Annotated in this window: 15 protein-coding genes; 5 read left to right on the plus strand and 10 right to left on the minus strand. The window is 69.8% G+C overall.

What is annotated here, in order from left to right:
• Positions 1-295: 295 nt before the first annotated feature.
• Entirely contained in the window at positions 296-1,759 is a 1,464-nt protein-coding gene (locus tag GZ997_RS09660) for an MATE family efflux transporter (protein WP_343212318.1), read from the minus strand.
• A gap of 539 nt (positions 1,760-2,298) precedes the next feature.
• Between GZ997_RS09660 and dnaB the strand changes: the two genes are divergently transcribed.
• Positions 2,299-3,741 (plus strand): replicative DNA helicase, encoded by a 1,443-nt coding sequence (dnaB, locus tag GZ997_RS09665; protein WP_272927755.1) that lies wholly within the window; start codon positions 2,299-2,301, stop codon positions 3,739-3,741.
• Positions 3,742-4,069: 328 nt separating this feature from the next.
• On the opposite strand, the gene thiD is transcribed toward dnaB, so the two are convergent.
• Both thiD and GZ997_RS09675 read right to left on the minus strand, forming a co-directional pair.
• Positions 4,070-4,909: a bifunctional hydroxymethylpyrimidine kinase/phosphomethylpyrimidine kinase gene (gene thiD, locus GZ997_RS09670; protein ID WP_161925157.1), complete on the minus strand. Its 840-nt coding sequence runs from the start codon at positions 4,907-4,909 to the stop codon at positions 4,070-4,072.
• Between the two features lie 195 nt (positions 4,910-5,104).
• Entirely contained in the window at positions 5,105-5,719 is a 615-nt protein-coding gene (locus tag GZ997_RS09675; RefSeq protein WP_161925156.1) for an NAD(P)H-binding protein, read from the minus strand.
• A gap of 121 nt (positions 5,720-5,840) precedes the next feature.
• Between GZ997_RS09675 and GZ997_RS09680 the strand changes: the two genes are divergently transcribed.
• Positions 5,841-6,329, plus strand: a complete 489-nt coding sequence (locus GZ997_RS09680; protein WP_237564206.1) for a helix-turn-helix domain-containing protein — start codon at positions 5,841-5,843, stop codon at positions 6,327-6,329.
• 279 nt (positions 6,330-6,608) lie between these two features.
• A complete protein-coding gene (locus GZ997_RS09685; protein WP_161925155.1) occupies positions 6,609-8,675 on the plus strand; it encodes an alpha-amylase family protein in 2,067 nt (688 codons plus the stop codon).
• Here GZ997_RS09685 and GZ997_RS09690 read toward each other — a convergent pair.
• The 4 genes from GZ997_RS09690 to GZ997_RS09705 form a co-directional block, all read right to left on the minus strand.
• The gene (locus GZ997_RS09690) at positions 8,639-9,544 is read right to left on the minus strand and encodes an alpha/beta hydrolase (RefSeq protein ID WP_162679740.1); all 906 of its coding nucleotides are present in this window, start codon (positions 9,542-9,544) and stop codon (positions 8,639-8,641) included. The two genes, GZ997_RS09685 and GZ997_RS09690, sit on opposite strands and share 37 nt — an antisense overlap.
• A 383-nt stretch (positions 9,545-9,927) precedes the next feature.
• Positions 9,928-11,829, minus strand: a complete 1,902-nt coding sequence (locus GZ997_RS09695) for a carbohydrate-binding domain-containing protein (RefSeq protein WP_162679741.1) — start codon at positions 11,827-11,829, stop codon at positions 9,928-9,930.
• Positions 11,830-12,092: 263 nt separating this feature from the next.
• Positions 12,093-12,932, minus strand: a complete 840-nt coding sequence (locus GZ997_RS09700) for a polyphosphate polymerase domain-containing protein (RefSeq protein ID WP_162679742.1) — start codon at positions 12,930-12,932, stop codon at positions 12,093-12,095.
• A gap of 54 nt (positions 12,933-12,986) precedes the next feature.
• Positions 12,987-13,763, minus strand: a complete 777-nt coding sequence (locus GZ997_RS09705) for a DUF4956 domain-containing protein (protein ID WP_162679743.1) — start codon at positions 13,761-13,763, stop codon at positions 12,987-12,989.
• 572 nt (positions 13,764-14,335) lie between these two features.
• On the opposite strand from GZ997_RS09705, the gene GZ997_RS09710 reads away from it, so the two are divergent.
• The gene (locus GZ997_RS09710) at positions 14,336-15,739 is read left to right on the plus strand and encodes a solute carrier family 23 protein (protein WP_162679744.1); all 1,404 of its coding nucleotides are present in this window, start codon (positions 14,336-14,338) and stop codon (positions 15,737-15,739) included.
• A 176-nt stretch (positions 15,740-15,915) separates the two neighbouring features.
• On the opposite strand, the gene GZ997_RS09715 is transcribed toward GZ997_RS09710, so the two are convergent.
• Together GZ997_RS09715 and GZ997_RS09720 are read right to left on the minus strand one after the other, a co-directional pair.
• Entirely contained in the window at positions 15,916-16,254 is a 339-nt protein-coding gene (locus tag GZ997_RS09715; protein WP_162679745.1) for a type II toxin-antitoxin system VapB family antitoxin, read from the minus strand.
• Positions 16,255-16,459: 205 nt separating this feature from the next.
• Complete coding sequence (locus GZ997_RS09720) at positions 16,460-17,227, minus strand: TetR family transcriptional regulator (protein WP_162679746.1); 768 nt, start codon at positions 17,225-17,227, stop codon at positions 16,460-16,462.
• Between the two features lie 655 nt (positions 17,228-17,882).
• Here GZ997_RS09720 and GZ997_RS09725 point away from each other — a divergent pair.
• Entirely contained in the window at positions 17,883-22,973 is a 5,091-nt protein-coding gene (locus GZ997_RS09725) for an acyl-CoA dehydratase activase-related protein (RefSeq protein ID WP_162679752.1), read from the plus strand.
• A gap of 65 nt (positions 22,974-23,038) precedes the next feature.
• Here GZ997_RS09725 and GZ997_RS09730 read toward each other — a convergent pair whose 3' ends face one another.
• Positions 23,039-23,701 (minus strand): septum formation family protein, encoded by a 663-nt coding sequence (locus GZ997_RS09730; RefSeq protein WP_161925149.1) that lies wholly within the window; start codon positions 23,699-23,701, stop codon positions 23,039-23,041.
• Positions 23,702-23,959 lie beyond the last annotated feature (258 nt).

Raw genomic sequence — 23,959 nt, forward strand, 5'->3', positions numbered from 1 at the left:
CAGAATCTCACGACTTCTGACACTCCCAGATGTCATGAGATCCAACAGTCCCAGAAGTCATGAGACAACACAGTACCTCGGGGTGCCGAACCGTCGAGATGATGTACGAAGCGTCGTCCTGAAGGTACGAACCGTCGGGCGAGAGCACGAACGGTCAGGTCCCGCCAGCCTCCTGCCCCGCCCGGGGTGGGCTGTGCTTCGACGGCCGCGTGCTCACCGCGGAAGTCGTTGCGCCCTACTACGACGGCTGTATGCGAGTGGTTGTAGTAATAACCGATGGCTCCGTGCCCCGCGCTCAGTGCCGCCAGGCGTCGGAGCGGGCGCGCAGGCCCGTCACCAGGGCGCGCGCGCCCATGAACACCCAGGCGAAGGCTACCCACAGCCACACCAGGCCGTTGCTGCCGCCTACCGCCCCACCCTGGGCGATGATGACGGTGAGCGGCAGGTACGGCACCAGGGTCGCCATCTGCGCCCGCGCCAGGTAGCGGCCGTCACCGGCCCCCATGAGCACGCCGTCGAATAGGAACACCGCACCGGCTAGCGGCATGGCTGTCGCTGCGACCAGGAGTGCGGGCCGGGAGGCGGCAAGTACCGCTGGGTCGGAGGTGAACAGGTGCGGCAGCCATGGGCTTCCGGCCGCCAGCACCACGCCGATCACCGCCCCCGCGGCCACGCCCCAAGCCAGGCAGCGGCGCAGCACGGCATCGACCGTGGGGCCGCCACCCGGCACCGTCGGTACGGCGGATGCCTGCGGGGACGCTGAGGAGGGAGTCCGGCGCTCGGCCAGACCCGAACCGGTACGCCGGGAGCTCGGGTCGGTTGGCGTAGCAGAGGTCTGATCCGCGGCAACCTGTGCCGCCCGCTCGGCCTCGGCCCGCCCCAGGGCAGTACCCACAAGTGCCTGCGCGGCGATGGCGAGCGCATCCAAGGCGAAGGCGGTGAAGTTCCACAGCGCGTTGACCACCTGGTGGGCGGCCAGCGCCGTCGCCCCCAGAGCGGTAGCGGCCCAGACCGTCGCCAGGATCGCCGCTCGCAGCGACAAGGTGCGTACCAGCAGGGGCGCACCAGTGCCCAAGGAGGCGCGCAGGCCCGCAGCCCGCGGCGAGGTCGGCACACCCGCCGCGCGCGCCGCCCTGATCACAGGAACCAGCAGCGCCACCGCCATCGCTGTCTGTGCGATAGCCGTGCCCAGGCCGGAGCCGGCGATCCCCATGCGCACCCCGTACAGCAGCGTCGCATTCACGGCCACATTGCCGACCGCTCCCGCCGTAGCCACCACAAAGGGCGTGCGCGTGTCCAACAGGCCGCGCAGCGTGCCCGTGGCCGCATAGACCACCAGCATGCCTGGCAGGCCGGGCGCGGAGGCGCGCAGGTAGGCGACGGCGGCATCTGCCACGGCGCCGTCGGCCCCCATGGCCCCCACCGCCCACGGGGCGCCGACGGCGAGCAGGAGCGCCGCCACCAGGCCGAGCAGTACCGCCAGCCAGGCGCCGTCAATGCCTGCCCTCAGGCCGCCGACCCGGTCCCCGGCACCGAAGCGGCGGGAGGTGGTCGCCGTCGTCGCATAGGCGAGGAACACGAACAGGCCCACGATCGTGGTCAGCAGGGTGGAGGCCAGCGACAGGCCTGCGAGGCTGCCCGCGCCCAAGTGGCCGACCATCGCCGAGTCGATCAGCACGAACAGCGGCTCGGCGACCAGCGCTCCCAGGGCGGGCAGGGCAAGGGAGAGGACCTGGCGGTTCAGGGAGGCGGGCGCCACCCGTGCCGTGATGCTGGACGGGGCGGAATCGCTCGGGTCGGCGCCTGAGCGCGTTGTGCGGGAGCGAGAGGCAGGCGAGTCGGGCACGCGATACTCCATCGGGGTGGGGGGCGGGCCAGTGTCTCATGCGCCGCTGAGAACGGACCGTGCGCGGGCGGCGCGGCACGGGCGGGGAGCATGTGAGGTTGCGGGGCAGTCCCTCAGGTCGAGGTTGAGGTTCATCCACAGGAATACCCACTTATCCACAGATTTTGATTGCGGTTTGGAGCGGGGGTGCTGTGGCTTGTGACCGTCGGCCACTCGGGGCGGGATTCCGGTGTATTCCAGGGGTTTCACGGAGGTGTGCGGATCGTGGGAGGGAGGGCGCTCCACACCCTGCGCGGCGCGTCGCCCACAGGCAGGTGGGGGTTTTCCACACGTCGGCGGTGGTTGCCCACAGCCTGCAAGAGGTCACCGTTTGCGACCGCCCGGCCGGCCCGCTAGTGTCGCGGCGCGACCCGTCTGGGTGGGGCGCTGCAGGGGAGGGTAGTGACCGACAGATGACCGACGTCGACACCATCGGCGCGCGCGCCCGTGGCGAGGACCGCCCGGTTGACGCCCGCTACGACGGTACTTTTGATCGGGTCCCGCCCCAGGACCTGGAGGCGGAGATGTCCACGCTCGGCGGCATGCTGCTGAGCAAGGAGGCGATCACCGACGTCATTGAGGTGCTGCGCGGCCCCGAGTTCTACAAGCCAGCGCACGAGTCGATCTTTGACGCGATCGTGGAGGTGTATAACCGGTCCGAGCCGGCTGACCCACTGATCGTCGCCGATGAGCTGTCCAAGCGCGGCGAGCTCGAGCGCATCGGCGGCGCGCCCTACCTGGCCACCTTGATGGCTACCGTGCCCACCGCCGCGAACGCCGCCTACTATGCGCGCATTGTCAAGGAGAAGTCGCTGATGCGCGGCCTGGTGCAGGCCGGGACCCGCATCGCCCAGCTCGGCTACTCCACCGACGCCGGTGACATCGATGAGCTCGTAACGCTGGCCGAGTCGGAGGTATACGCCGTCGCCCACAAGGAGGGTGAGCGGGAGGACTACGTGCCCGTCGGGGAACTGCTCAACGAGGCCAACCTTGAGATCGAGGCCGGCCAGGCCCGCGAGGACGGGCAGATGCGGGGCGTGCCCACGGGCTTCGTGGAGCTGGACGAGCTGCTAGGCGGCCTGCACGGCGGGCAGATGATCATCGTGGCCGCGCGCCCCGCCATGGGTAAGTCCACGCTCGCCGTCGACTTCTGCCGCTCAGCGTCGATCCACTCGCGCGGCGCCGACGGCAACCTCATCCCCTCGTGCTACTTCTCCCTGGAGATGGGGCGTATGGAGCTGATGATGCGCATCCTGTCCGCCGAGTCGGGCGTGGCCATGAACAAGCTGCGCGGCGGCAGCCAGATGGACGAGCGCGACTGGGAGGATGTTGCGCGCGCCTACAATCCCGTCTCCGAGGCGCCGCTGTTCATCGACGACTCCCCGAACCTGACCATGCCGGAGATCCGCTCCAAGGCGCTGCGCCTGAAGCAGCACCACGGGCTGGGGCTGATGGTGGTGGACTACCTGCAGCTGATGAGCTCTGGCAAGCAAGTCGAGTCGCGTCAGCAGGAGGTCTCCGAGTTCTCCCGCTCGCTGAAGCTGCTGGCCAAGGAGCTGGACATCCCGGTGGTCGCCGTCGCCCAGCTGAACCGCGGGCCCGAGCAGCGCACTGGCAACAAGCCGCAGATGAGCGACCTGCGCGAGTCCGGCTCGCTGGAACAGGACGCGGACGTCATCATGCTGCTGCACCGGCCCGAGTACTACCAGGAGGAGGAGCGGCCGGGCGAGGCCGACATCATCGTCGCCAAGCACCGCAACGGCCAGACCCGCACCATCCCGGTGGCCTTCCAGGGACACCTGTCGCGCTTCGCCAACATGGCGCGCAACATCACGCCCGAGCCGGCCTACGAGTGATTCGAGTGGGGGCGCTGGGCACCGCGCGCTCGTGCGCGAGGGCTGCGCACAGGCGCTGTCTGGCCCACACCCTGGGCGGCTCGCTGTGGGCGCTGCCGGTGTCCGCCCTGTGGGAGCTCGGCTGAGGCGGGCGTACTCCACTATCCTCGTCGCACTGCACGACCTTGGTGTACATAGCACGACCCCGGGGTGGTCGTGGAACGTACCCCAAGGTCGTGAATCGTCTGCTGAGGCGACGTGAACCGTCGTGCCGGGCAGCGGTCGGCGGGCCGCTCGGCGCCGTCGGCCGGATCGGCGGCTCGCGGTGGCGCGCCCTTATCAGGCACCGTCAGCCCCGGTAGAACCCCTGGTAGACGTAGGTGAAGGGGATGTTGCCGTGCATGCCGGGGTTCACCGACGCGGAGACCACGTTCTTGGCGGTGACGCAGGCGTCCAGCGGGGTGGCGCCCTTGGCCAGCTCGGCGGTGATGGCGGCGGCCAGCGTGCAGCCGGCGCCGTGCATGCGCTCGGTTCCGACCGCCGGCACCTCCAGCACCTCCAGGGTCTGGCCGTCGTAGAAGACGTCGAGCGCGGTGCCGGTGCCGAGCGTGGGGCCGGCCTTGGCCACGACGTTGGGTACGCCCAGGTCGTAGATGCGCTTGGCGGCGTCCTTGAGCTGTTCGACGCTGGTGATCTCATCCACCCCGGCCAGGGTGGCGGCCTCGAACAGGTTCGGGGTGGTGACCTTGGCGCGGGGGAGGATCTTGGCGCGTAGGGCGTTGTCGACGTCGAGGGCGGCACCGGGCTCCTGGCCCTTGCAGATCAGCACCGGGTCCACCACCAGGTTCGGGAACTGGTACTGCTCCAGGGCGGCGTCTACGGCGTCGATCGTGGCGGCGGTGCCGAGCATGCCGATCTTGACGGCGTCGATCGCGGTGTGCACGGTGGCGCAGGCCTCGATCTGGTCGGTGATCACCTGCGGGTCGATCGGCACGAACCGGTGGTCCCAGTTGTTCTTGGGGTCCATGGACACGATGCAGGTCAGGGCCGTGCAGCCGAATACGCCGAGCTGGTGGAAGGTCTTCAGGTCGGTCTGGGCGCCGGCGCCACCGGAGGCCTCGGAGCCGGCGATGGCCAGGGCGATGGGAGGGGTTGCGGGGACAGTGGTGCTCGCGGTTGTGCTTGCCATGCGGCAAAGCATGCCCCGAGCGTAGGCGCGTGTCTACAAAGAAGCTCATATGCCGGTGCTTCGCCGCCGCACCCGGATGGCGAAGCACCGGCACCTGCTCCACCGCCGACGCAGCACGTCGGCGGTGGGGCACCCGGTTAGCCCGGCTGCGCGGCCGTTCCAGAGCGACGTCGGCGCCGCCCGTACGGCGAGCGGCTAGGCGCTGGCTACGGCGAAGCGCTCACCGCGGTGCGCGTCGCGCTCAATCTCATCGACCAGCGCGATGGCCAGATCTGCGGGAGACAGGTTCGCGCCGACCGGACTGTCCTTGCCGACCACATAGGCGCCTGTGGACTGCTCCGAGGGATAGGCCGGAGCGGGGGAGACAAGGGTCCAGGCCAGGGCGTCGCCTGCGGCGCGGAAGGCCTCAAGCACCTCGCTGAAGGCCAGGGCCTCCGGCCTGATCTCGGCGGGGAAGTCGGGTGAGTCGACTAGGCGGTTGCCGTCTGCGTTGAGCAGCGAGCCGGCCCCGCCCACGATCACGAGCCTGCCCGTCGGCCGGGCGGCGATCAGCGCCTTGAAGGCGTCGACGGTGGGCTGCACGGGGCCGCCGGTACGGTCGGGAGAGACGGCGATCACGGTCGCGTCGGCGGCGTTGATCAGGTCGACGATGGCGGCGGTATCGGTCAGGTCGGCGGTCGCGTCCTTGGCGGCACCCTCGGCGTGGCGACCGGAGCGGGAGGCGGAGGTGACGGTGTGTCCGCGGCGGGCGGCCTCGGCCACGACGGCTGCGCCGGTGTTGCCGGTTCCGCCGATGACGGTGATGTTCATGGGGGGCTCCTAGTGCTTGTGGTTTTGCGGGTCGTGCGCCGTCTTTGCTCGCGGTGCGGCGGCCACACTGTTAAGGTATTTATTTGAAACCAAGTACCTCAAGGTAACTATGGAGTTGCTCGTGTCACATTCAATGGATGCTGCCGCGCCCGCTGCGGCGGGGATGGGTGCTGTGCCCGCGGCCGAGGCGGCGCAGGCCGTCCCCGCCGCCACGGGCGCCAACGCAGGCCGGCCGCTCGCCGCTTATGACGTACTGTCGCCCGAGTGCCCGTCGCGCACTGTGCTGCGGCACGTCGTTGACCGCTGGACCCCGCTGATCGTTGCCGTGCTGGTGCAAGGACCACGGCGCTTCGGTGAGCTGCGTCAGGCAGTGGGCGGCGTGACACCCAAGGTGCTGGCGCAGACGCTGCGCTCGATGGAGCGGGACGGGCTGGTGCTGCGCGAGCAGACCCCGGGTGTGCCGCCGCGCGTGGACTACACGCTCACCCCGCTCGGTGCCGGCCTGGCGGAGCCGATCGCCGCGCTGCGCGCCTGGGCGGAGGGCAACGCCGAGCAGGTGCTGGCCCATCGCGAGGCCTACGACCGCGCCCACCTCCAGCCCGAGGAGTAGGTGACCGCTATCCGCCCGCGTTGTGCCGGATCATGTCTGCGGGAAGTCTGAGGAGTGTCTGCGGGCACCGGATGCGGCTATGAGTGTCAGAGAATGCACCACTTTCCGGGCACCTCCCCGGAGCCTGGTCGATTCTGCCGCGGAATTGCGCGGATCGCTACGCAGGTGCGCTGGCGGGCGCCCTTAAAGTGGTGCAATTTGTGACACCTGTCGTGCCTGCGGCGGCATCGCCGCCCGAAAGTGCTCCCGCTCAGCCGCTGAATCGGGGACCATAGAGGTATGAGCGCTCCCACACCCGCCGACCCCACCGGCCCCGCATCCACCTGGTCCACCGGAGCCGCGGCTGCCGCCGTGCCCCAGGAGGTCCGCGATGCCATTGACACCGCCCTCGCCACCGCTGAGCTGTCCCGCGCTGAGCGTGAGATCTTCACGACCCGCGTAGAGCGCTGGTACCCGGACGTAGTCGACGGCCTGCTCACCCTCTACGGCGAGCCCGCTGCCGGAAGTACCGCGGTTCGCCTGCTGGCGGAGGCCGCCCGTACCTATGCGGCCCGCAGCTCCGAGCTGCGCCACCTCGATCTGGCCCGCACCCTTGACCCCGCCTGGGTGCAGGACCCCTCCCGCATCGGCTACTCCGGCTACACCGAGCGCTTCGCCGGAGACCTGCGCGGCGTGGAGAAGCGCATCGGCTACCTGCGGGAGCTGGGTGTCAGCTACCTCCACCTCATGCCCCTGCTCACTCCCCGCCCCGGCGACTCTGACGGTGGCTACGCCGTGGCCGACTACCGCTCCGTGCGGCCCGACCTGGGTGACATGGACGACCTTGAGCACTTGACCGGTGAGCTGCGCAAGGAGGGCATGAGCCTGGTCATTGACCTAGTGCTCAACCACGTGGCGCGGGAGCACGAGTGGGCCCGGCGCGCCCGCGCCGGCGAGCAGCGCTACCGCGACTACTTCCTCATCTACCCCGACCGCACCGAGCCAGACGAGTACGAGCGCACCCTGCCGGAGATCTTCCCCGACTTCGCACCGGGCAACTTCACCTGGGAAGAGGACCTCGACGGCTGGGTGTGGACCACTTTCAACTCCTTCCAGTGGGACCTGAACTGGCGCAATCCCCAGGTGATGGAGGAGTTCGTCGAGATCGTCATGGAGCTGGCCAACCGCGGGGTGGAGGTGCTGCGCCTGGACGCCATCGCCTTCACTATTAAGCGCAAGGGCACCGACTGCCAGGGGCAGCCCGAGGTCCACTCCATCACCGAGGTGCTGCGGGCACTCACCCGCATCGCCTGCCCCGCCATCGCCCTGAAGGCGGAGGCGATCGTCGCCCCCACCGAACTGCTGCAGTACCTGGGACAGGGACGCTACACCGGCAAGGTCTCCGACTTGGCCTACCACAACTCCCTGATGGTGCAGATCTGGTCCATGCTGGCCAGCCGGTCCGTGAGCCTGGCCGCCCAGACGCTTTCCTCGCTGCCGATCGAGCCGTCAACGGCCACCTGGATCACCTACATCCGCTGCCATGACGATATCGGCTGGGCGATCGATGACGCCGACGCCGAGGCGGTGGGCCTGACCGGCTACTGGCACCGGGTCTTCCTGGCCGACTGGTACACGGGCCTGTACCCGATGAGTGACGCCCGTGGCCTGACCTTCCAGTACAACCCGGTCACCAACGACCGGCGCACCGCCGGCACCGCGGCCTCCCTGATCGGCATTGAGGCCGCGGCGGAGGCGGTGGCCGGGATCGACGAGCACACTCCCGCCTGGCGCGAGGAGGAGCTGCGCACCTGGTTGGAGGAGCGCTTCAACGCCATGCGCTTGGCCTACGCCATCATTTACGGCTGGGGCGGTATCCCCGTGCTGTGGAGCGGCGATGAGCTGGCGCAGTTCAACGACCCCAACTGGGACACCGAGCCGGGCCACGAGTCCGACTCCCGCTGGGCGGGCCGCCCGCGGCTGAGCGAGGCCGCCGTCGCCGAGCGCCACGACCGCTCCACGGTGCCGGGCCGCGTCTTTACCGACTTGGCCCACATGGGCAAGGTGCGGGCCTCACTGCCGCAGTTGAGCGCGGATGTGCGCACCATCGTCGCCCCCGTCGACGACGACGGCGTGCTGGTCACCTTCCGCGACCACCCGCGCGGCAGCTTCGTGGGCGTGTACAACGTGACCCCGGACTGGCGCTCCGTGCCCGCGGCGCGGCTGGCCGAGTACGGGGTGCTCGGAGCGGTGGACGTGCTCACCGACACGGTGCCCTCCGGGTCCACCAGCCTGGAGGGTGCGGGCGACGGCCAGGTGCCGGTGCCGCCCTACGCCGCCTGGTGGCTGGTGCGCTCCACTGACTGACGCGGACCGGTGTCCAGGCGCCGGGCGAGCCAGGGGTCGGTGATGGCGTGGAAGCGGTCGGGGAAGGTGCGGCGCACACAGTGGGGAGCGCCCTCGATCACGACCGTCTCGATAGACGCGTTGGCGCGGCGGGTGATGTTGGTGAGGTTGTCGCCGCGCAGCACCACCCGCTCGGTGCCGGTGACGATCAGCGTCGGCACCGCCAGGGAGTCGATGACCTCCTCCCAGGGGGTCGGCGGCGAGACGCAGCCCTGGGCGATGAAGGCCAGGTCGACGCCGCATGCGGCCTCGACGCTGGCGCGGGTCTCCCGCCGCGACCAGGTGGGGTTGTTACGCATCTCCAGCTCGAAGCGCGCCTGCGGGTCGGCGGCGATCTGTCGCATCTCCCGCACCTGGCGGTAGGCGTTAATGGCCAGTAGATGGCGCCAGACCGGGGTGACGAAGGCCGGATCCTCGGCGACGACGGCGTCCACCAGGTCGGGCCGGTGCGCGGCCACATCCAGGCTGGTCACCCCGCCCATGGAGTGCCCGACGACGGCGAGTGGCGCTCGCAGTGGTCCCTCGCCGCGCAGGCCGTGGGCGCGCAGGTCCTCCAGCACGTCCACCAGGTCGGTGGCCAGGCGCTCGCCGGTCGTCGTCTGGTTTGCCAGGTCCGGCTCTTCCCAGCGCGGGGAGTCACCATGGCCGCGGGCGTCCAGGGCGACGATCCGGTAGCCGAAGGCGGACCAGCGGTCGATCGCCTCGATCCAGCAGGCCGCCGAGTCGGTGATGCCGTGGGACAGGACGAGTACCGGCGCGGCATGGTCATCCAGCGGCCCGGCCAGGTGGCGGGCGAGCGGCGCGACGGCGGGTGCCTCAACGGTGGTCATGCCCGGAGCTTATGCCGCCGCCACTGGTGGTCCCGAACTCGTCTGCTATGTCCGTTTCCCGGCTCCTAGCGTTTTACGGGTGCGGTGGTGGGGCGAGGTGTCTACTGCGCCGGTTGGACGTTAACAACGCTACTTAACGGCCTGCTGTATACCTCGGCGCCCTTCAGCAGACGGTTAACCGGCGTTGTTAACCCCGAAGCGGCGTTGCAGATGGACCCGCTTCCAGACGCCGGGGTTGTCGACAGCCAAGTCCGGCACGGTGAGCCTGCCGGTTCACCGTGCCGGACTCTGCAACACGCGAGCCGCCACACCCTCACACGCGAAGAGCCAGATTGGCCTGCGCACGGCTACCGGCGTCTCAGGCCGCCGTGCGCAGGCCCGCCTCAGGACTCGGTGGACTGGGTTCCGTTGGCCGGAGCCTGGCCGGGACCGCCACCCAAGCCGCCATTGGTGTTGCCCGAGGGGGCGCCGGGATCGCCCTGGCCGCCAACCTCGCCGGACGGCGCCTGGCCGCCCATGCCGCCTTGACCGCCCATGCCGCCACCCATGCCGGAGCTTAGGGCTGCGGCGGTGCCGGTGGCGGAACCGCCCGAGGTGGTGGCCACCGTGTACTCCTCGCCCTCGGTCAGGCCCAGTACGGTGAGGTACTGCGAGGTGAAGACACTGGTCATCTCCCAGGAGGTGCCGTCCGCGCCGGTGACGGTAATGGTGTCACCCGCGGACACGCTCGGGGAACCGGTGACGCCGATCAGCTGGCTCTCTCCGTTGACATCAACCGCCCCGTCCATGGCGCCCGCCTGGCCGGAGACGACGACCTGCCCCCCGGTCACATATGCGGACCCGTTGGAGTCGATGCCGTCGGAGTACGTGAAGGACACCTGCACCTGCCCGCCGGAGATCGTCAGCACCGCGCCGTCGTCGGACTCGGAGTCGACGTTTTCATACCCCTCGATCACGTAGTCACCGTTGGTGGCGTTGATACCGTCGTCACCCGCGGTGATGGTCAGCGACCCGCCCGAGATGTTGATGAATGCCCCCTGGAGGCCCTCGTCGGCCGCGTCCAGGGTGACGGTGCCCTCCTCCTGCGTGTAGCTAACGCCCGCGTTGACGCCCTTGGGCTTGGTGGACTCGTCGTCGTTGGACTCGTCCTCAGTGTCCGTGGCGTCCTCCGTGCCGACGGCGCTGCCCGAGCCGGTCGCGGCCCCGCCCGGCTGGCCGGGTGCCCCGCCGAAGCCCTCCTCCTGGGTGGCATTGGCCTGCCCGCCACCCGCGGTCACATTCAACGTGGTGCCATCCACGGTGACGTCGGTGGTCGCGGACAGGCCGTCGTCACCGGAGGTGATGGTGATGTCGGCGGCGCCCAGGGCGATGAAGCCCATGGTCTCGTCGTCGTCCTCGGTGGACTTCAGCCCGTCCCCGCCCGCGGTGATGGTGATGGTGCCGCCGGAGACCACCAGGTAGTCCTTGCCGCGGATGCCGTCGTCGACGGCGTCCGCCGTGAGCGTGGGCGCGCCCTGGATTATCAGGCCGTTCTTGGAGGAGATGGCGTCATTGTGGTTGCCAGTGACGGTCAGCGCACCGGTGCCGGTGATCACCACGGTGTCGGAGGAGAACAGGGCCGCCGTGGGGGCGTCCGCAGAGGTGTCGGTGTAGGTCTGCCCGTCGGTGAGCGTGTTCTCGGACCCCTCGGCCAGTACGACGACGGCGCTGCCCGCGTCCTGGATGTCGATGGCCGGCCCGTCGGCGTTGGTGATGGAGGCGCCGTCGAGTACCAGCCGCACCTCGGCGTCGTCGGCGTTCACGACCACCTGGCCGTCCGTGAGCTCGCCGGACAGGACGTAGGTGCCGGCGGCGCCGATGGTGATGGTGCCGCCGTCGACGCTCACCCCGCCGGCCCCGTCGCCGTCGACGCTCACCCCGCCGGCCCCGTCGCCGTCGACGCTCGCCGAGTCGCCGGACAGGGTGATCGTGGTGGCGGAGGCGGCGTCGTACGTACCGGCGTCGTCGTCCGCGGTCACGGCCGCGGTGGCCGCGGAGGTATCGGCGTTGGCCGCCAGGATCTCGGCGGCGCTGGCCCCCGTAGAGGCCTGTGCCACCTCGCTGGTGATGGTGGTCCAGGCCGTGCCGGAAGTGCTGGAGGAGGTGTCGGCCTCGATACCCGTCCCGGATGATGCGGCGCTGGAGGTGCTGCCGACGGAGCAGCCCGCGGCCAGCGCGACCGCGGCGAGCGGGAGCAAGAGCCGGGTGTGAATGCGCCGGGCGGGGACGGTACCGTTGCCCGTCATGCTGCTGAGCGGGTTTTTGGCTGAGAAATTCATGTGTGATGTCCTCGTATTGCTGTGAAGTGACTGGCGGTGGTAGTTGAAAGTGTGTGCGGGTGCGGCTTCCCGGCTACGGCGCTAAAAAGGGTGCACGGAGCCGATTTCCTTGTGACTGCGGGGTGCCGAGGAATTGCCTCAGCTCCCGGGCGCGGCGGTCTTGCACCGCTGCGGGTGAATTCCGGGCTGAGCCGGATGCCCCGAGCCGGGGCGGTTGCTGACTTGCTGGCTCAGGCGGCGGATGCCAGGCTGCCGGGGCCCGCATGGCGTTGGTCGGCGAGCTCGCGGCCGAGTACTCGGTGCCACTTATTGGACGGCAGTTGCGGGTGCAGCAGCGCCATGCCGGTCGCGTACTTGGAGATCTGCGCTGGGCGGTGCCCCTGTGCCCACAGCAACCGGTCTGCCGGCGACGGCGTGGCCGGGTTCTTGGTCTCAACGATCGCCAGGTCCCCGACCGACGCCGTCGCCTCGCCCAGGCCGTCGGAGTCCTGGGGGCCGACGGCGGTCCAGAGCAGGCCGGTATCAACAGTGAGCCGGGCGCCGGCTGCGGGCAGGTTGAGGGTGGAGCGCTCGTAGGAGGTCCTCAGCACCGGCACCAGGTCCTCGGCGACGGCGGCGGCACGCGCCGGCGAGCAGGTGCCGGCGAGGGACAGGCACTCGGCCACGAAGCGGCGCCCGTCCGCGGTAATGCGGTCGGCGTCGTCGAGGTCGCAGGGCATGCGCTTCTTCACCGTGGCGCCGCGCGGCCCGCGGGTCTTGACCTCCAGGAAGCACAGACCGGAATCCAGGTAGGAGCGGGTGCGCACCTTGAAGCGGCGACGACGCTTGCGGGCCGCAAGCAGGTATGAGTCCAGTTCGGGGGTGTCGAAGTAGGTGGAGGCATAGGCGAAGTTGCGCAGGCCGTCAATCCGCAGCACGCGTGCCTGCCCGCTCAGGGAGTTGACGACATCTTGGGCCGCAGCCAGCGGGAGGAGGTACTTGCGGTCAATGCGGGTGAGCAGTCCGGCGGCGGCGTTGAGCTCATCCAGGGTGATTGCCGGCAGATGAGAGGTGCGCAGGTGCTGGGTCATGATGGTGTACTCCGATCGCTTGAGGCTGTAGCTGCGTGGGTCGCCGTTTGGCAGTCAGTGGATCGCCGGCGGAGCAGCCGGCGGGACCGCGGATGAGACTGTGGGCGGGAAGCGGTAGCTGGAGGCCTCGGCCGGGGCGGTGGCTGCGGCGTCGGCGCTGTGACGGGGCTGGGAGGGGGCCGGCGTCGGCCGGGGTGCGGGTGAGGCGGCCGCCGCGGCGGGTGCCGGGGCGCTCGTAGCAGGCCGGCCTGGTGCTCCGGCAGCCGCCCTGGTGTGGCCCGACTTGGGGATGCGGAAGCGCACGTCAACGAGGGTGGTGTCGTTGACCAGATCGAGGCGCTGAACCTCCACCGTGCGCACCTGCGCATCCAGGAGCTGCTCCAGGTGGGCGATGAGGGTGTCCTCATCGGTGATGGCCCGGTCCAGCATGATGATCTGGTGACGGCTGCGGCGCATGAGTGCCGGGTGGTCGGCGAGCCACAGTGAGGCGACTACGAGCCCCATCAGCAGCGCCGTCATCGCCAGTGGGGCGGCGGTGATCCCGCCCAGGAGCCCCAGGGCCAGCGCGGCGAAGAAGTAGGCGACCTCGTGCTGGGACAGCTCGGTGGAGCGCAGGCGGATAATTGACAGCACGCCGAACAGGCCCAGTCCCAGGCCCGCGCCTACGGATGCCGTAGACAGCAGCAGCGTGACCGCCAGGACGCCGACGTTCACGCCTACATAGGCCGCCAGCAGGTCCTTGCGGGCGTGCCGCCGCGTGTACAGGACCCCGACCAGCAGGATGAGGGCGACCAGGTCGATTGCGATGTAGGCAAGAGTGCTGAGGGACATAAGCTGCTTCCGTTCGTTAGGGAGGGGACGGCCGTTGCCGCCTCGGACCAGCTCTTAGTAAAGGTGGCGTTCCTATGCTAATCATGTGAAACACATGTTGTGAACGTATGTGACGGACTTAAACGCCGGATCCGGTCTTACATGCGCCCGCCCATCTAGATTCCCGGTTGCTTATTTTGGGCTACTCCATGCGTGCTTATGCGCGGTGTTCAAACCTGCCACGCATACTACGCGGGCTCGTTTCGAGCTTGCTGTGCGGGGCAGGGCCCTGGCGATCCCCGGAATGAGCACGCGCTCTTCGACTAGCAAGACGAACGTTAATGGCTTTCCGGTTTGGGGCGTGACGCGGGGCTGCACCTGCCCCGGCCTTACGGCGAGCGCGCACGCAGGAGAGCACCGGGCATTCGGGGCTCCTCCAGTTGGACCTGGTGGCCGACTGGTCGTGGCGGCGCGGCCATCGCACGGCTCCTACACTGGTACCCCGGCGGGGCTACGTCGGGCCCCGCTGCTCCGGCGTGCGGGGAGCTCTTCCAGCACGCCGGTTCCCGTCCCCTCACGCGACAGGAGCCCACGTGCCCTCGGACCAGACCTCCACCGATAAGCGCCGTTTTCGCGGCTGGACCCTCCACGGGGATGGGCGCTCGATCGCCCCCGGCGAGGTCGTCACTCCCGCGGAGCGCCTGAGCTGGCCCCGCACCGTCGGCATCGGCGTGCAGCACGTCGTCGCCATGTTCGGCGCGACCTTCCTGGTGCCACTGCTGACGGGTTTCGACCCGTCCACTACCCTGTTCTTCACGGGCTTGGGCACGCTGCTGTTCATCCTGGTCACGTCCGGCCGCCTGCCCAGCTACCTCGGCTCCTCCTTCGCCCTGATCGCGCCCATCGGGGCGGTCACCGGGTATGCGGCGGACGCGGGCGTGCCGCTGGACGAGGCTCGGGCCTCGCTCGCGCAGGGCGGGATCATCTCGGTCGGTGCGCTGCTGGCGCTTATCGGCGTAATCGTCCACGTGGCCGGCACCGGCTGGATCGACCGGCTCATGCCACCCATTGTCACCGGTGCGATCGTCTCCCTGATCGGCTTCAACCTTGCGCCGAGCGCCTGGAACAACGTCAAGACCGCCCCGGTGACCGCCCTGGTGACGATCGTGTCGATCCTGGTGATCACGGTATTGTTCAAGGGAATTATCGGGCGGTTGTCGATCCTCATCGGCGTGCTGATCGGTTACGCCACCGCCTGCGTGCGCGGCGAGGTGGACTTCTCCCAGGTCTCCCAGACCGGTTGGCTAGGCCTGCCGGAGTTCCGCGCCCCCACCTTTGACCTCAGCCTCCTGGGGCTCTTCATTCCGGTGGTGCTGGTGCTGGTTGCGGAGAACATCGGGCACGTGAAGTCGGTGTCCGCCATGACGGGGGAGAACCTCGATGACGTCACCGGCCGCGCGCTGTTCGCGGACGGGCTGTCCACCATGCTCGCGGGCGCGGGCGGCGGCTCGGGCACAACCACCTACGCGGAGAACATCGGCGTCATGGCGGCCACACGCGTGTACTCCACGGCCGCTTACGTGATCGCCGCCGCCACCGCCCTGGGGCTGTCTCTGTTGCCGAAGTTCGGTGTCATCATCGCCACCATCCCGGCCGGCGTCCTGGGCGGGGCGGCCACGGTCCTGTACGGGATGATCGGCATGCTCGGGGTGCGCATCTGGGTGCAGAACCGCGTGGACTTCTCCGACCCGGTCAACCTCAACACGGCGGCCGTTGCCATGGTTATCGCCATCGCCGACTACACCTTCAGCTGGGGCGACATGACCTTCGCCGGCATCGCCCTGGGCTCGCTGGCCGCAATCGTCGTCTACCACGCCATGCGCGCCATCTCCCGGGCCCGGGGCACGAACCTGGAGGAGGCCTCACCGGCGTCGGCGCCCGCGGGCACCGAGCTCGAGGGCCCGGCCTACGCCAAGCGGGCCCGTCGGCAGGGGTGACGCGGGGCGCCAGTCGGCAAACTGTCCAGAAACGGCATTAACAACTCGACAGCGCCCATCGCGGTTATTCAAAACGTTGGAATCGCGCCGTTTTGCAGCTCGCCGCGAGACGCCCGGACGACGTTTGTGCCGGATCCGGACACTTTTCACCACCTGCCGTCTGCTCGCGCCGCCGTCTACTCCGTGGGCGGTGGTGGGGCGGGCAGGGGGTGGCCGTCGTTGGTCAGCTCCAGCACCCGCGCGTGGATGGAGGTGCGCCCCTGGAGTGCGGCACGCAGGGCCCGGTGCAGCCCGGTCTCCAGGTAGAGCTCCCCGTTCCAGGCGATCACGTGGGCGAACAGGTCGCCGTAGAAAGTGGAATCGTCGTCAAGCAGGCCGCGCAGATCCAGCTGGGCGCGCGTAGTAACCAACTGGTCGAGCCGGATCTGCCGGGGGGCGATGGCCGCCCAGTCGCGCTGCGCCGTGACCCCGTGTGCGGGGTAGGGGGCGCAGTCGCCGACGGCCTTGAAGATCACGCCCCCATGCTAACGGGAACGTGTGACACACCGGGATAGGTAACGGTATTCGGACGGCCTGCCCCGCAAACGCCTGCCCGGAGGTGTGCCGCAGGCGGTTGCGCCAGCCGTTACGGGCAGCGCGGCGGCCCTCCGGACGCTCCTCCAGGCCTTTAGGGCCGGCGCGTACGGGCGTATCCCGGCGACGGCGGGCGCGGGAGGCGGATCAGTGGTTCTCCGTTGCCTGCCGCCGCAGCAGCGGACCGGTCAGATAGTGCTGAATGGTCGGCCCCACCACCTCCACCAGGTGATCCACGGAGGCGCTGGCGATCGGCTCAACCCGGTAGGTGTAACGGATCATGGCCAGTCCCACTAGCTGACTGCCGGCCAGCGTGGCGCGCTCGCGGGCGTCGGGTCCCAGTACCCCAGCCTGCTCTAGGGCCTGCATCACGGGCACCGCTATCTGCTCGGTGGCGTAGGTCTGCACCGCCTCGGGAGCGCCGTCGTCGGTGGCCACCCAGCGCAGCAGGGCGCGGAAGGTCGCCCCGCCGGAGGAGTCGTCCCAGGCGGTCATCGCCAGTCGCACCAGACGCGGCCCGGCGGTGCGGATGTCCCCGGAGACCACCCTGGCGATCTCCTCGCTGGCGCGGATGCGCAGATTCATGGAGGCGCCGAACAGGTCGCCCTTGGTGCCGAAGTAATAGGACACGAGCGCCGGATCCACGCCGGCGTCCCGAGCGACCCCGCGGATGGTGGTCTTGGCGAATCCCTTGGCCAGGAAGGAGGCGCGGGCGGCGGCGAGGATCGCCTCGCGCGTGGACTGCGTGCCCGTGCCGCTGGAACGCGGACCCCGACGACGCCCAGTGTCGGATGCGGCGGCAATACCGGCGGGGGTGCCGGCGGTGCCATCCGAAGCGGGGGTGGGGACGCCCGGGTTAAGGCGCCGCGAACGATTCTGGGAACTGGCCCCGGGGGTTGTGGCCACGTCGTTCATGCCTAGAGGCTAGTTGATCGGGCTGGCTCCCGGTTGGGTAGTGCCCAGCGATCGCGGAGGTATCCGTCTGCGGTCACTCAGCGCTCCCTGATTCTCCCTGAATTAGGTAATTGCGTCGGCGCAGTATTCAACGGCGTTCAGGGCCTGGGAGGTGCCTGGAGGGCCGTAATGCGGCGCTTCCAGGGAAAACCGGCTGGGACTAAAGACCTGGGTCGGAGTTATTTCAACGCCGTTGAAGTGGGGCGGCGTGCGTGATTACGGTTCTATGCGACTGCGGGCCACGACTCCGCCACGACAGGCGACATCGCCCATTGGGTCGAGAGGTGAATGCATGTTCCAGAACGATGACCGCGACTACGCCGACGCTCGCTCCCGCACCGCGACCGCGTCGGCAGGCTTGCGCCGCGCGCCCGGGCCGTCTGGGACCGGTTCCGTGCCCGCCCCGGACGCCGTGCCCGCCCCAGACGCCGCGCCCGCCCCAGCGGACATGCCTCAGCCTCCCAAGCCGGGCACCGCCCCGTCCCTGATGGCCATTCCGCTGGGCATGCCCGCCTTCCCCACCCGGCGCGCCACCGGCATGGTCACCGCAGCCGGGGCCCCGTCCGCGGCAACGACCCCCGGCGCCGATGCCTCCAACCACGCTGCCACCCTGCGCATGGGACTGGACGTCGGCTCCACCACCGTAAAGCTCGTGCTCATGCCCGAGCCGGTCGCGGGCGAGCCCTTCCCCGAGCCGGTCTTCGCCGAGTACCGCCGCCACAACGCCGACGTGCGCGGCGAGGTCTCCCGCCTGCTGGCCGAGGTCGACGCCGCCCTCCCGGGCGCGCGCGTGCGCGGCGCCGTCACCGGCAGCGCCGGGCTCAACCTGGCCAACCTGATGGGGCTGTCCTTCGTGCAGGAGGTCATTGCCGAGACCCGCACCGTGCAGGCCAAGAACCCCGAGGCCGACGTCATCATCGAACTCGGCGGCGAGGACGCCAAGATCACCTACCTGCACCCCACCCCCGAGCAGCGCATGAACGGCACCTGCGCGGGCGGCACCGGCGCCTTCATCGACCAGATGGCGCAACTGCTGCACACGGACGCCTCCGGCCTGAACGAGCTGGCCGCCAAGTACCAGACCCTCTACCCGATCGCCTCGCGCTGCGGCGTGTTCGCCAAGTCGGACCTGCAGCCGCTGATCAACCAGGGCGCCGCGAGCGAGGACCTGGCCGCCTCCGTGCTGCAGGCCGTGGTCACCCAGACCATTGCCGGCCTGGCCTGCGGCCGCCCCATCCGCGGCAACGTCATGTTCCTGGGCGGTCCGCTGCACTTCCTGCCCGAGCTGCGCCGGGCCTTCGAACGCACCCTGGCCGACCAGGTCGACTCCTTCACCTGCCCCGACGACGCCCAGCTCTACGTCGCCGTCGGCGCCGCCCTCCTGGCGGAGGGGGAGCCGACGTCGCTGACCGAGATCGCCGACCGCCTCGCCTCCCGCCGCGCCGCCGGCGCGGGCGCCAGTCGCATGCGCCCCCTGTTCGCCGACAACGCCGAGCTGGCCGCCTTCCGCGCCCGCCACGCCCGGGCCACGGTGGAGCGGGTCGGCTGGCCCGCCCCGCCCGCCACCGAGGTCGACGATGTCTGCGCCGGTGCCAACACGCCCGGCGGCACGGACTCCGCCGAGGAAGCCGCACACACCATTGCCCCCACCCGCTACGAGGACTGCTTCCTGGGTATCGACGCCGGCTCCACCACCATCAAGGCCGTCGTCATCGACTCCCAGGACCGCATCGTCTGGGAGCACTACGCGGGCAACGAGGGCGATCCCGTCACCGCCGCCGTCGAGATCCTGCGCCGCATCCACCTGGAGATGCCCGAGCACGTGCGCATCGTGCGCTCCTGCGTCACCGGCTACGGCGAGGGCATTGTCAAGGCCGCGCTGCGCATTGACGAGGGGCTCGTGGAGACCATGGCCCACTACCGGGCCGCCGCCCACCTGAACCCCGGCGTCACCAGTGTCATCGACATCGGCGGCCAGGACATGAAGTACCTGCGCATCCGCGGCGGCGCCATCGACTCCATCTCCGTCAACGAGGCCTGCTCCGCCGGCTGCGGCTCCTTCCTGCAGACCTTCGCCCAGTCCATGGGCCAGTCCATCCAGGAGTTCTCCGCCTCGGCACTCACTGCGGACAGTCCGGTGGACCTGGGCAGCCGCTGCACCGTGTTCATGAACTCCTCGGTCAAGCAGGCCCAGAAGGAGAACGCCACCCCCGGCGACATCAGCGCCGGGCTGTCCTACTCGGTGGTGCGCAACGCCCTGTACAAGGTCATCAAGCTGCGCGACGCCTCCCAACTGGGCGAGCGCATCAGCGTGCAGGGCGGCACCTTCCTCAACGACGCCGTGCTGCGCGCCTTCGAGCTGCTCACCGGCCGCGAGGTGGTCCGCCCGGACATCGCCGGCCTCATGGGCTGCTTCGGCGCAGCCCTGACGGCGCACGAGACCTACGACGGCGTCCCCGGCACGCTCATGAGTCTGGCCGAGCTGTCCCGCTTCGGCTTCACCTCCGAGACCACGGTGTGCAAGCTGTGCCAGAACCACTGCAAGCTGACCATCACCACCTTCAACGACGGTCAGCGGCACGTGTCCGGCAACCGCTGCGAGCGCGGCGCCACCCAGGAGCGCCGCAAGACCAAGTCCGACATGCCCAACCTGTACGACTACAAGTACCGGCGCACCTTCGCCTACCGGCGCCTGCGCCAGGGGCAGGACACCCGCGGCGAGATCGGCGTGCCCCGGGTGCTGGGCATGTACGAGAACTACCCGCTGTGGTTCACGATCCTCACCCAGCTGGGCTTCCGCGTAATGCTGTCGGGCCGCTCCAACCACGAGCTGTTCGAGAAGGGCATGGACTCCATCCCCTCCGAGAACGTGTGCTACCCGGCCAAGCTCGCCCACGGCCACGTCCAGTCACTGATCGACAAGGGCGTGGGGACCATCTGGTTCCCCTGCGTCTTCTACGAGCGCGGGCTCGTCGACGGCGCCGACGACCACTACAACTGCCCGATCGTGGCCACCTACCCTGAGGTCATCCGCAACAACGTCGAGGCCATTCGCGAGGGTTCGAATGCCGACGGCGCTGCCGCTGCCGAGGGGGAGCGGGCCGACGGCGTGCGCATGCTCGCGCCCTTCCTGAACCTGGCTGATCCGGCCAAGCTCGCCGAGCGCCTGGTGGAGGTATTCGCCGACTGGGACGTGACCCTCCCCGAGGCCCGCAAGGCCGTCGCCGCGGGCTTTGCCGAGGACGCCGCCTTCAAGGCCGACGTGCGCGCCGAGGGCCGCCGCACCCTGGAGTGGATGCGCGAGAACGGTCGCAAGGGCATCGTGCTGGCTGGCCGCCCCTACCACATCGACCCCGAGATCAACCACGGCGTCCCCGACGTCATCAACACCCTGGGCATGGCGGTGCTGTCCGAGGACTCGATCCTGCCCGAGCCTGAGCCTGCCCCCGACGGCTCCTCGCGCGGCGCTGCCGACGGCGTCGAGCACGCGGTCGCGGGCGGTGCGCTGTCCCGCGCCGTCGCCTCCATCCGCCGTGGCCTGGGGCGTGACAAGGAGGACCCGCAGGCGCCTGCCGACTGGTCCGACGTGACCGCGGAGGGGCTGCCGGCGCCCACGGCGTCGGTCGCCGTCGCCAACGTCTCCCCGAAGCTGCGCGTGCGCGACCAGTGGGCCTACCACTCGCGCCTGTACCGGGCCGCCGAACTGGTCACCCAGGCCGACGACCTGGAACTGGTGCAGCTGAACTCCTTCGGCTGCGGCGTCGACGCCGTCACCACCGACCAGGTGCAGGAGATCCTGGAGTCCGCGGGCGGGGTGTACACCACCCTCAAGATCGACGAGGTCTCCAACCTCGGTGCCGCCACCATCCGCCTGCGCTCGCTCGCCGCCGCCAGCCAGGCGCGCCGTCGGCGGCGGGAGGCCGGCGCGGAGGTCGGGGAGGAGGCGGCGGACGCCGTCGTCGACGAGCAGGCGCTGGACCTGGACGACCAGCCGGTCGAGGTCGACACCACCGCGCCCGCCATCGCCGTCGGCAAGGAGGACGGCGCCGCCCTGCGCGAGAACCCGGCGCCCGCCGACGACGGCGACCACACGCTCGCCGGGCGCGTGGCCCGCAGCGAGCGGAGCCTGCCGGCCGCCACCACCCCGATGTTCACCGAGGAGATGCGCCAGACGCACACCATCCTCATGCCGCAGATGAGCCCGATCCACTTCCGGCCGCTGGTGCCGCTCATGCGGCGCCTGGGCTACAAGGTCGAGCTGCTGGAGTCCGCCAGCAAGGCCGACCTCGAGGTGGGGCTGCGCTACGTCAACAACGACGCCTGCTTCCCCGCGATCATGGTGATCGGCCAGCTCATCGGCGCCTTCGAGGACGGCTCCCACGATCCCGACAAGTGCGTGGTCGCCATCTCCCAGACCGGCGGCATGTGCCGCGCCACCAACTACGCCGCCATGCTCCGCAAGGGCCTGCGCGAGGCCGGCTACCCGCAGATTCCGGTGCTGGCCGTCTCCCTGCAGGGCATCGAGGAGAACCCCGGCTTCAAGCTCACCCCCACCATGGCCTTCAAGGCGCTGCAGGGGGTCGTCATCGGCGACACCCTGAGTACCTGCCTGCTGCGGGTGCGGCCCTACGAGGCGGTGCCCGGCTCCGCGCAGGCGCTGTACGAGCGCTGGAACGCCATCACCTGCGAGTTCTTCGAGCACAAGGGCCGCTCGGCCACCTGGGGCGGGCGCATCGGCTACCGCCGCCTGCTGCGGGAGATGGTGCGCGAGTTCGACGCACTGGAACTGGCGGACGTGCCCCGCAAACCGCGCGTCGGCGTGGTGGGGGAGATCCTGGTCAAGTTCCAGCCGGACGCCAACAACCACGTGGTCGACGTCATCGAGGCCGAGGGCTGCGAGGCCGTGGTCCCCGGGCTGCTGGGCTTCTTCCTCAACGGCATGACCACCGCCCAGTGGAAGGCCGACACCTACGGCATCGGGACCAACACCGTCTACCAGAAGAAGGCTGCCGTCTGGTTCATCGAGCAGGTGCAGGCCCCGGCCCGCGCCGCCCTGGCCGCCGCCGGCGGCAAGTTCGACGTCGAGTCCCCGATCGCGGAAATGGCCGAGAAGGCCAGCGAGATCCTCAGCCTCGGCAACCAGGCCGGCGAGGGTTGGCTGTTGACCGCGGAGATGGTCGAGCTGATCGAGCACGGCACGCCCAATATCGTGTGCTGCCAGCCCTTCGCCTGCCTGCCCAACCACGTGGTCGGCAAGGGCATGTTCCGGGAGATTCGCCGCCGCTACCCGCAGGCTAACATCGTTGGCATCGACTATGACCCGGGTGCCAGCGAGGTCAACCAGCTCAACCGCATCAAGCTGATGATCTCCACCGCCTTCATGATGCGTCAGGATGCGGCGATGCGCGCCGAGGAAGCGCGGGCTGTGGGCGCTTGGAGCGAGCGGTCACAGGAAGCGGATGAGTCGGCTGCGGCGTCGGGCGGGGGAAGCGTCCTTGGCGTTGGTTCCGGTCGGGCGCAGTGCCCGCAGCCGGGCGCCGCGGCTGACCACCGGGAGCGGCCACTGACGGGCATTGACAACACCTCGGGAGATGGCCGCACCACCCGGGACCTGATCGCGGACCTCGGGCCCGCGCCGGACGGTACGCCCACTTCACCGGATGTGGCCGCGCCGGAGCGCGTCGGTGCCCGCGCGGGTCGGCCGTAGCCGGCACGCCGCCCGGGGCCTCCTGGCCGGCTCGGCGCGGACCACTGGTGTGGCTCAGCTGCCGATCAGTTGCCGGCGCCGCGGGCGGAGCCGGTTAACTCGCTGCCGTCAACGGAGGTGAGAATGCAGGACACGGTGCGGTCGCCCTGCTCCCAGGTGGTCTGCGTGGGGCGCAGCGAGGTGATCGCGTAACGGCCTTGGGAGTAGGCGTCGTCGTAGCTGGTGCCGACGTAGGTCTGGAAGGCGTCGTAGCAGATGTCTGAGATGTATTGCTCCATCAGCTCGTCACTGGGAAAGGCGTCGGCGGAGATGGCGCCCTCGGCAAAAACCTCGTACAGGTGGGGGGCGGCACAGTCAACCAGGCTGGCGCTGGCGACGGTCCCCCCGGTGCCGCCGCCTGGCGCCGTGTCAGTGGAGTCGGTCGCCTGGGGAGTGGCGGGGCCGGGCGCGCCGGATGCTCCTGCGGTCGCCGCTGAGGTGGCGGGAGTTGAGTTGTCTCCGTAGATCAGGCAGTCGCCAACCTTGATATCCATGGCGGAGACGGTGCGGGCGGTAGGGGTGGTGAGCGCCTCCTCGGGGAGCGCCGCCGTTGTGCTGGAAACTGCGGTTGCGGATGGCGCCGTTGTGGGTGTGGCGGCGCCGGAGGGAGCGCTGCCTTGGCAGGCAGATACTCCCAGGGTGAGCAGTATTGCGGCAGGGACGGCGAGTGTAGCGAAGGAGTAACGCATGGCTCTAGGCTGACACATACGCGCGCGGCGAGGACAGTACGACTGGCGTGACTCATCTCCCGGGGGCCGGTCGCAGGCGGCGGGAGTCCCGGCACTGCAGCGGTCAGGACCGGACTAGGGCCGGAAAGGATGGGGAAAGCCCGGGACGAGCGCTCGGCGGCGGAGTCAAATGCCGACTGGGAAGGGGTTTGTAGGCCTGGGTGACCTGAGACGAGCCGGTGGCCTGCGGGCCGGCAAGCATGCACGGCCCGCAGGCCA

It is taken from the genome of Actinomyces sp. 565 (assembly GCF_010365615.1).
Taxonomy (GTDB): domain Bacteria; phylum Actinomycetota; class Actinomycetes; order Actinomycetales; family Actinomycetaceae; genus Actinomyces.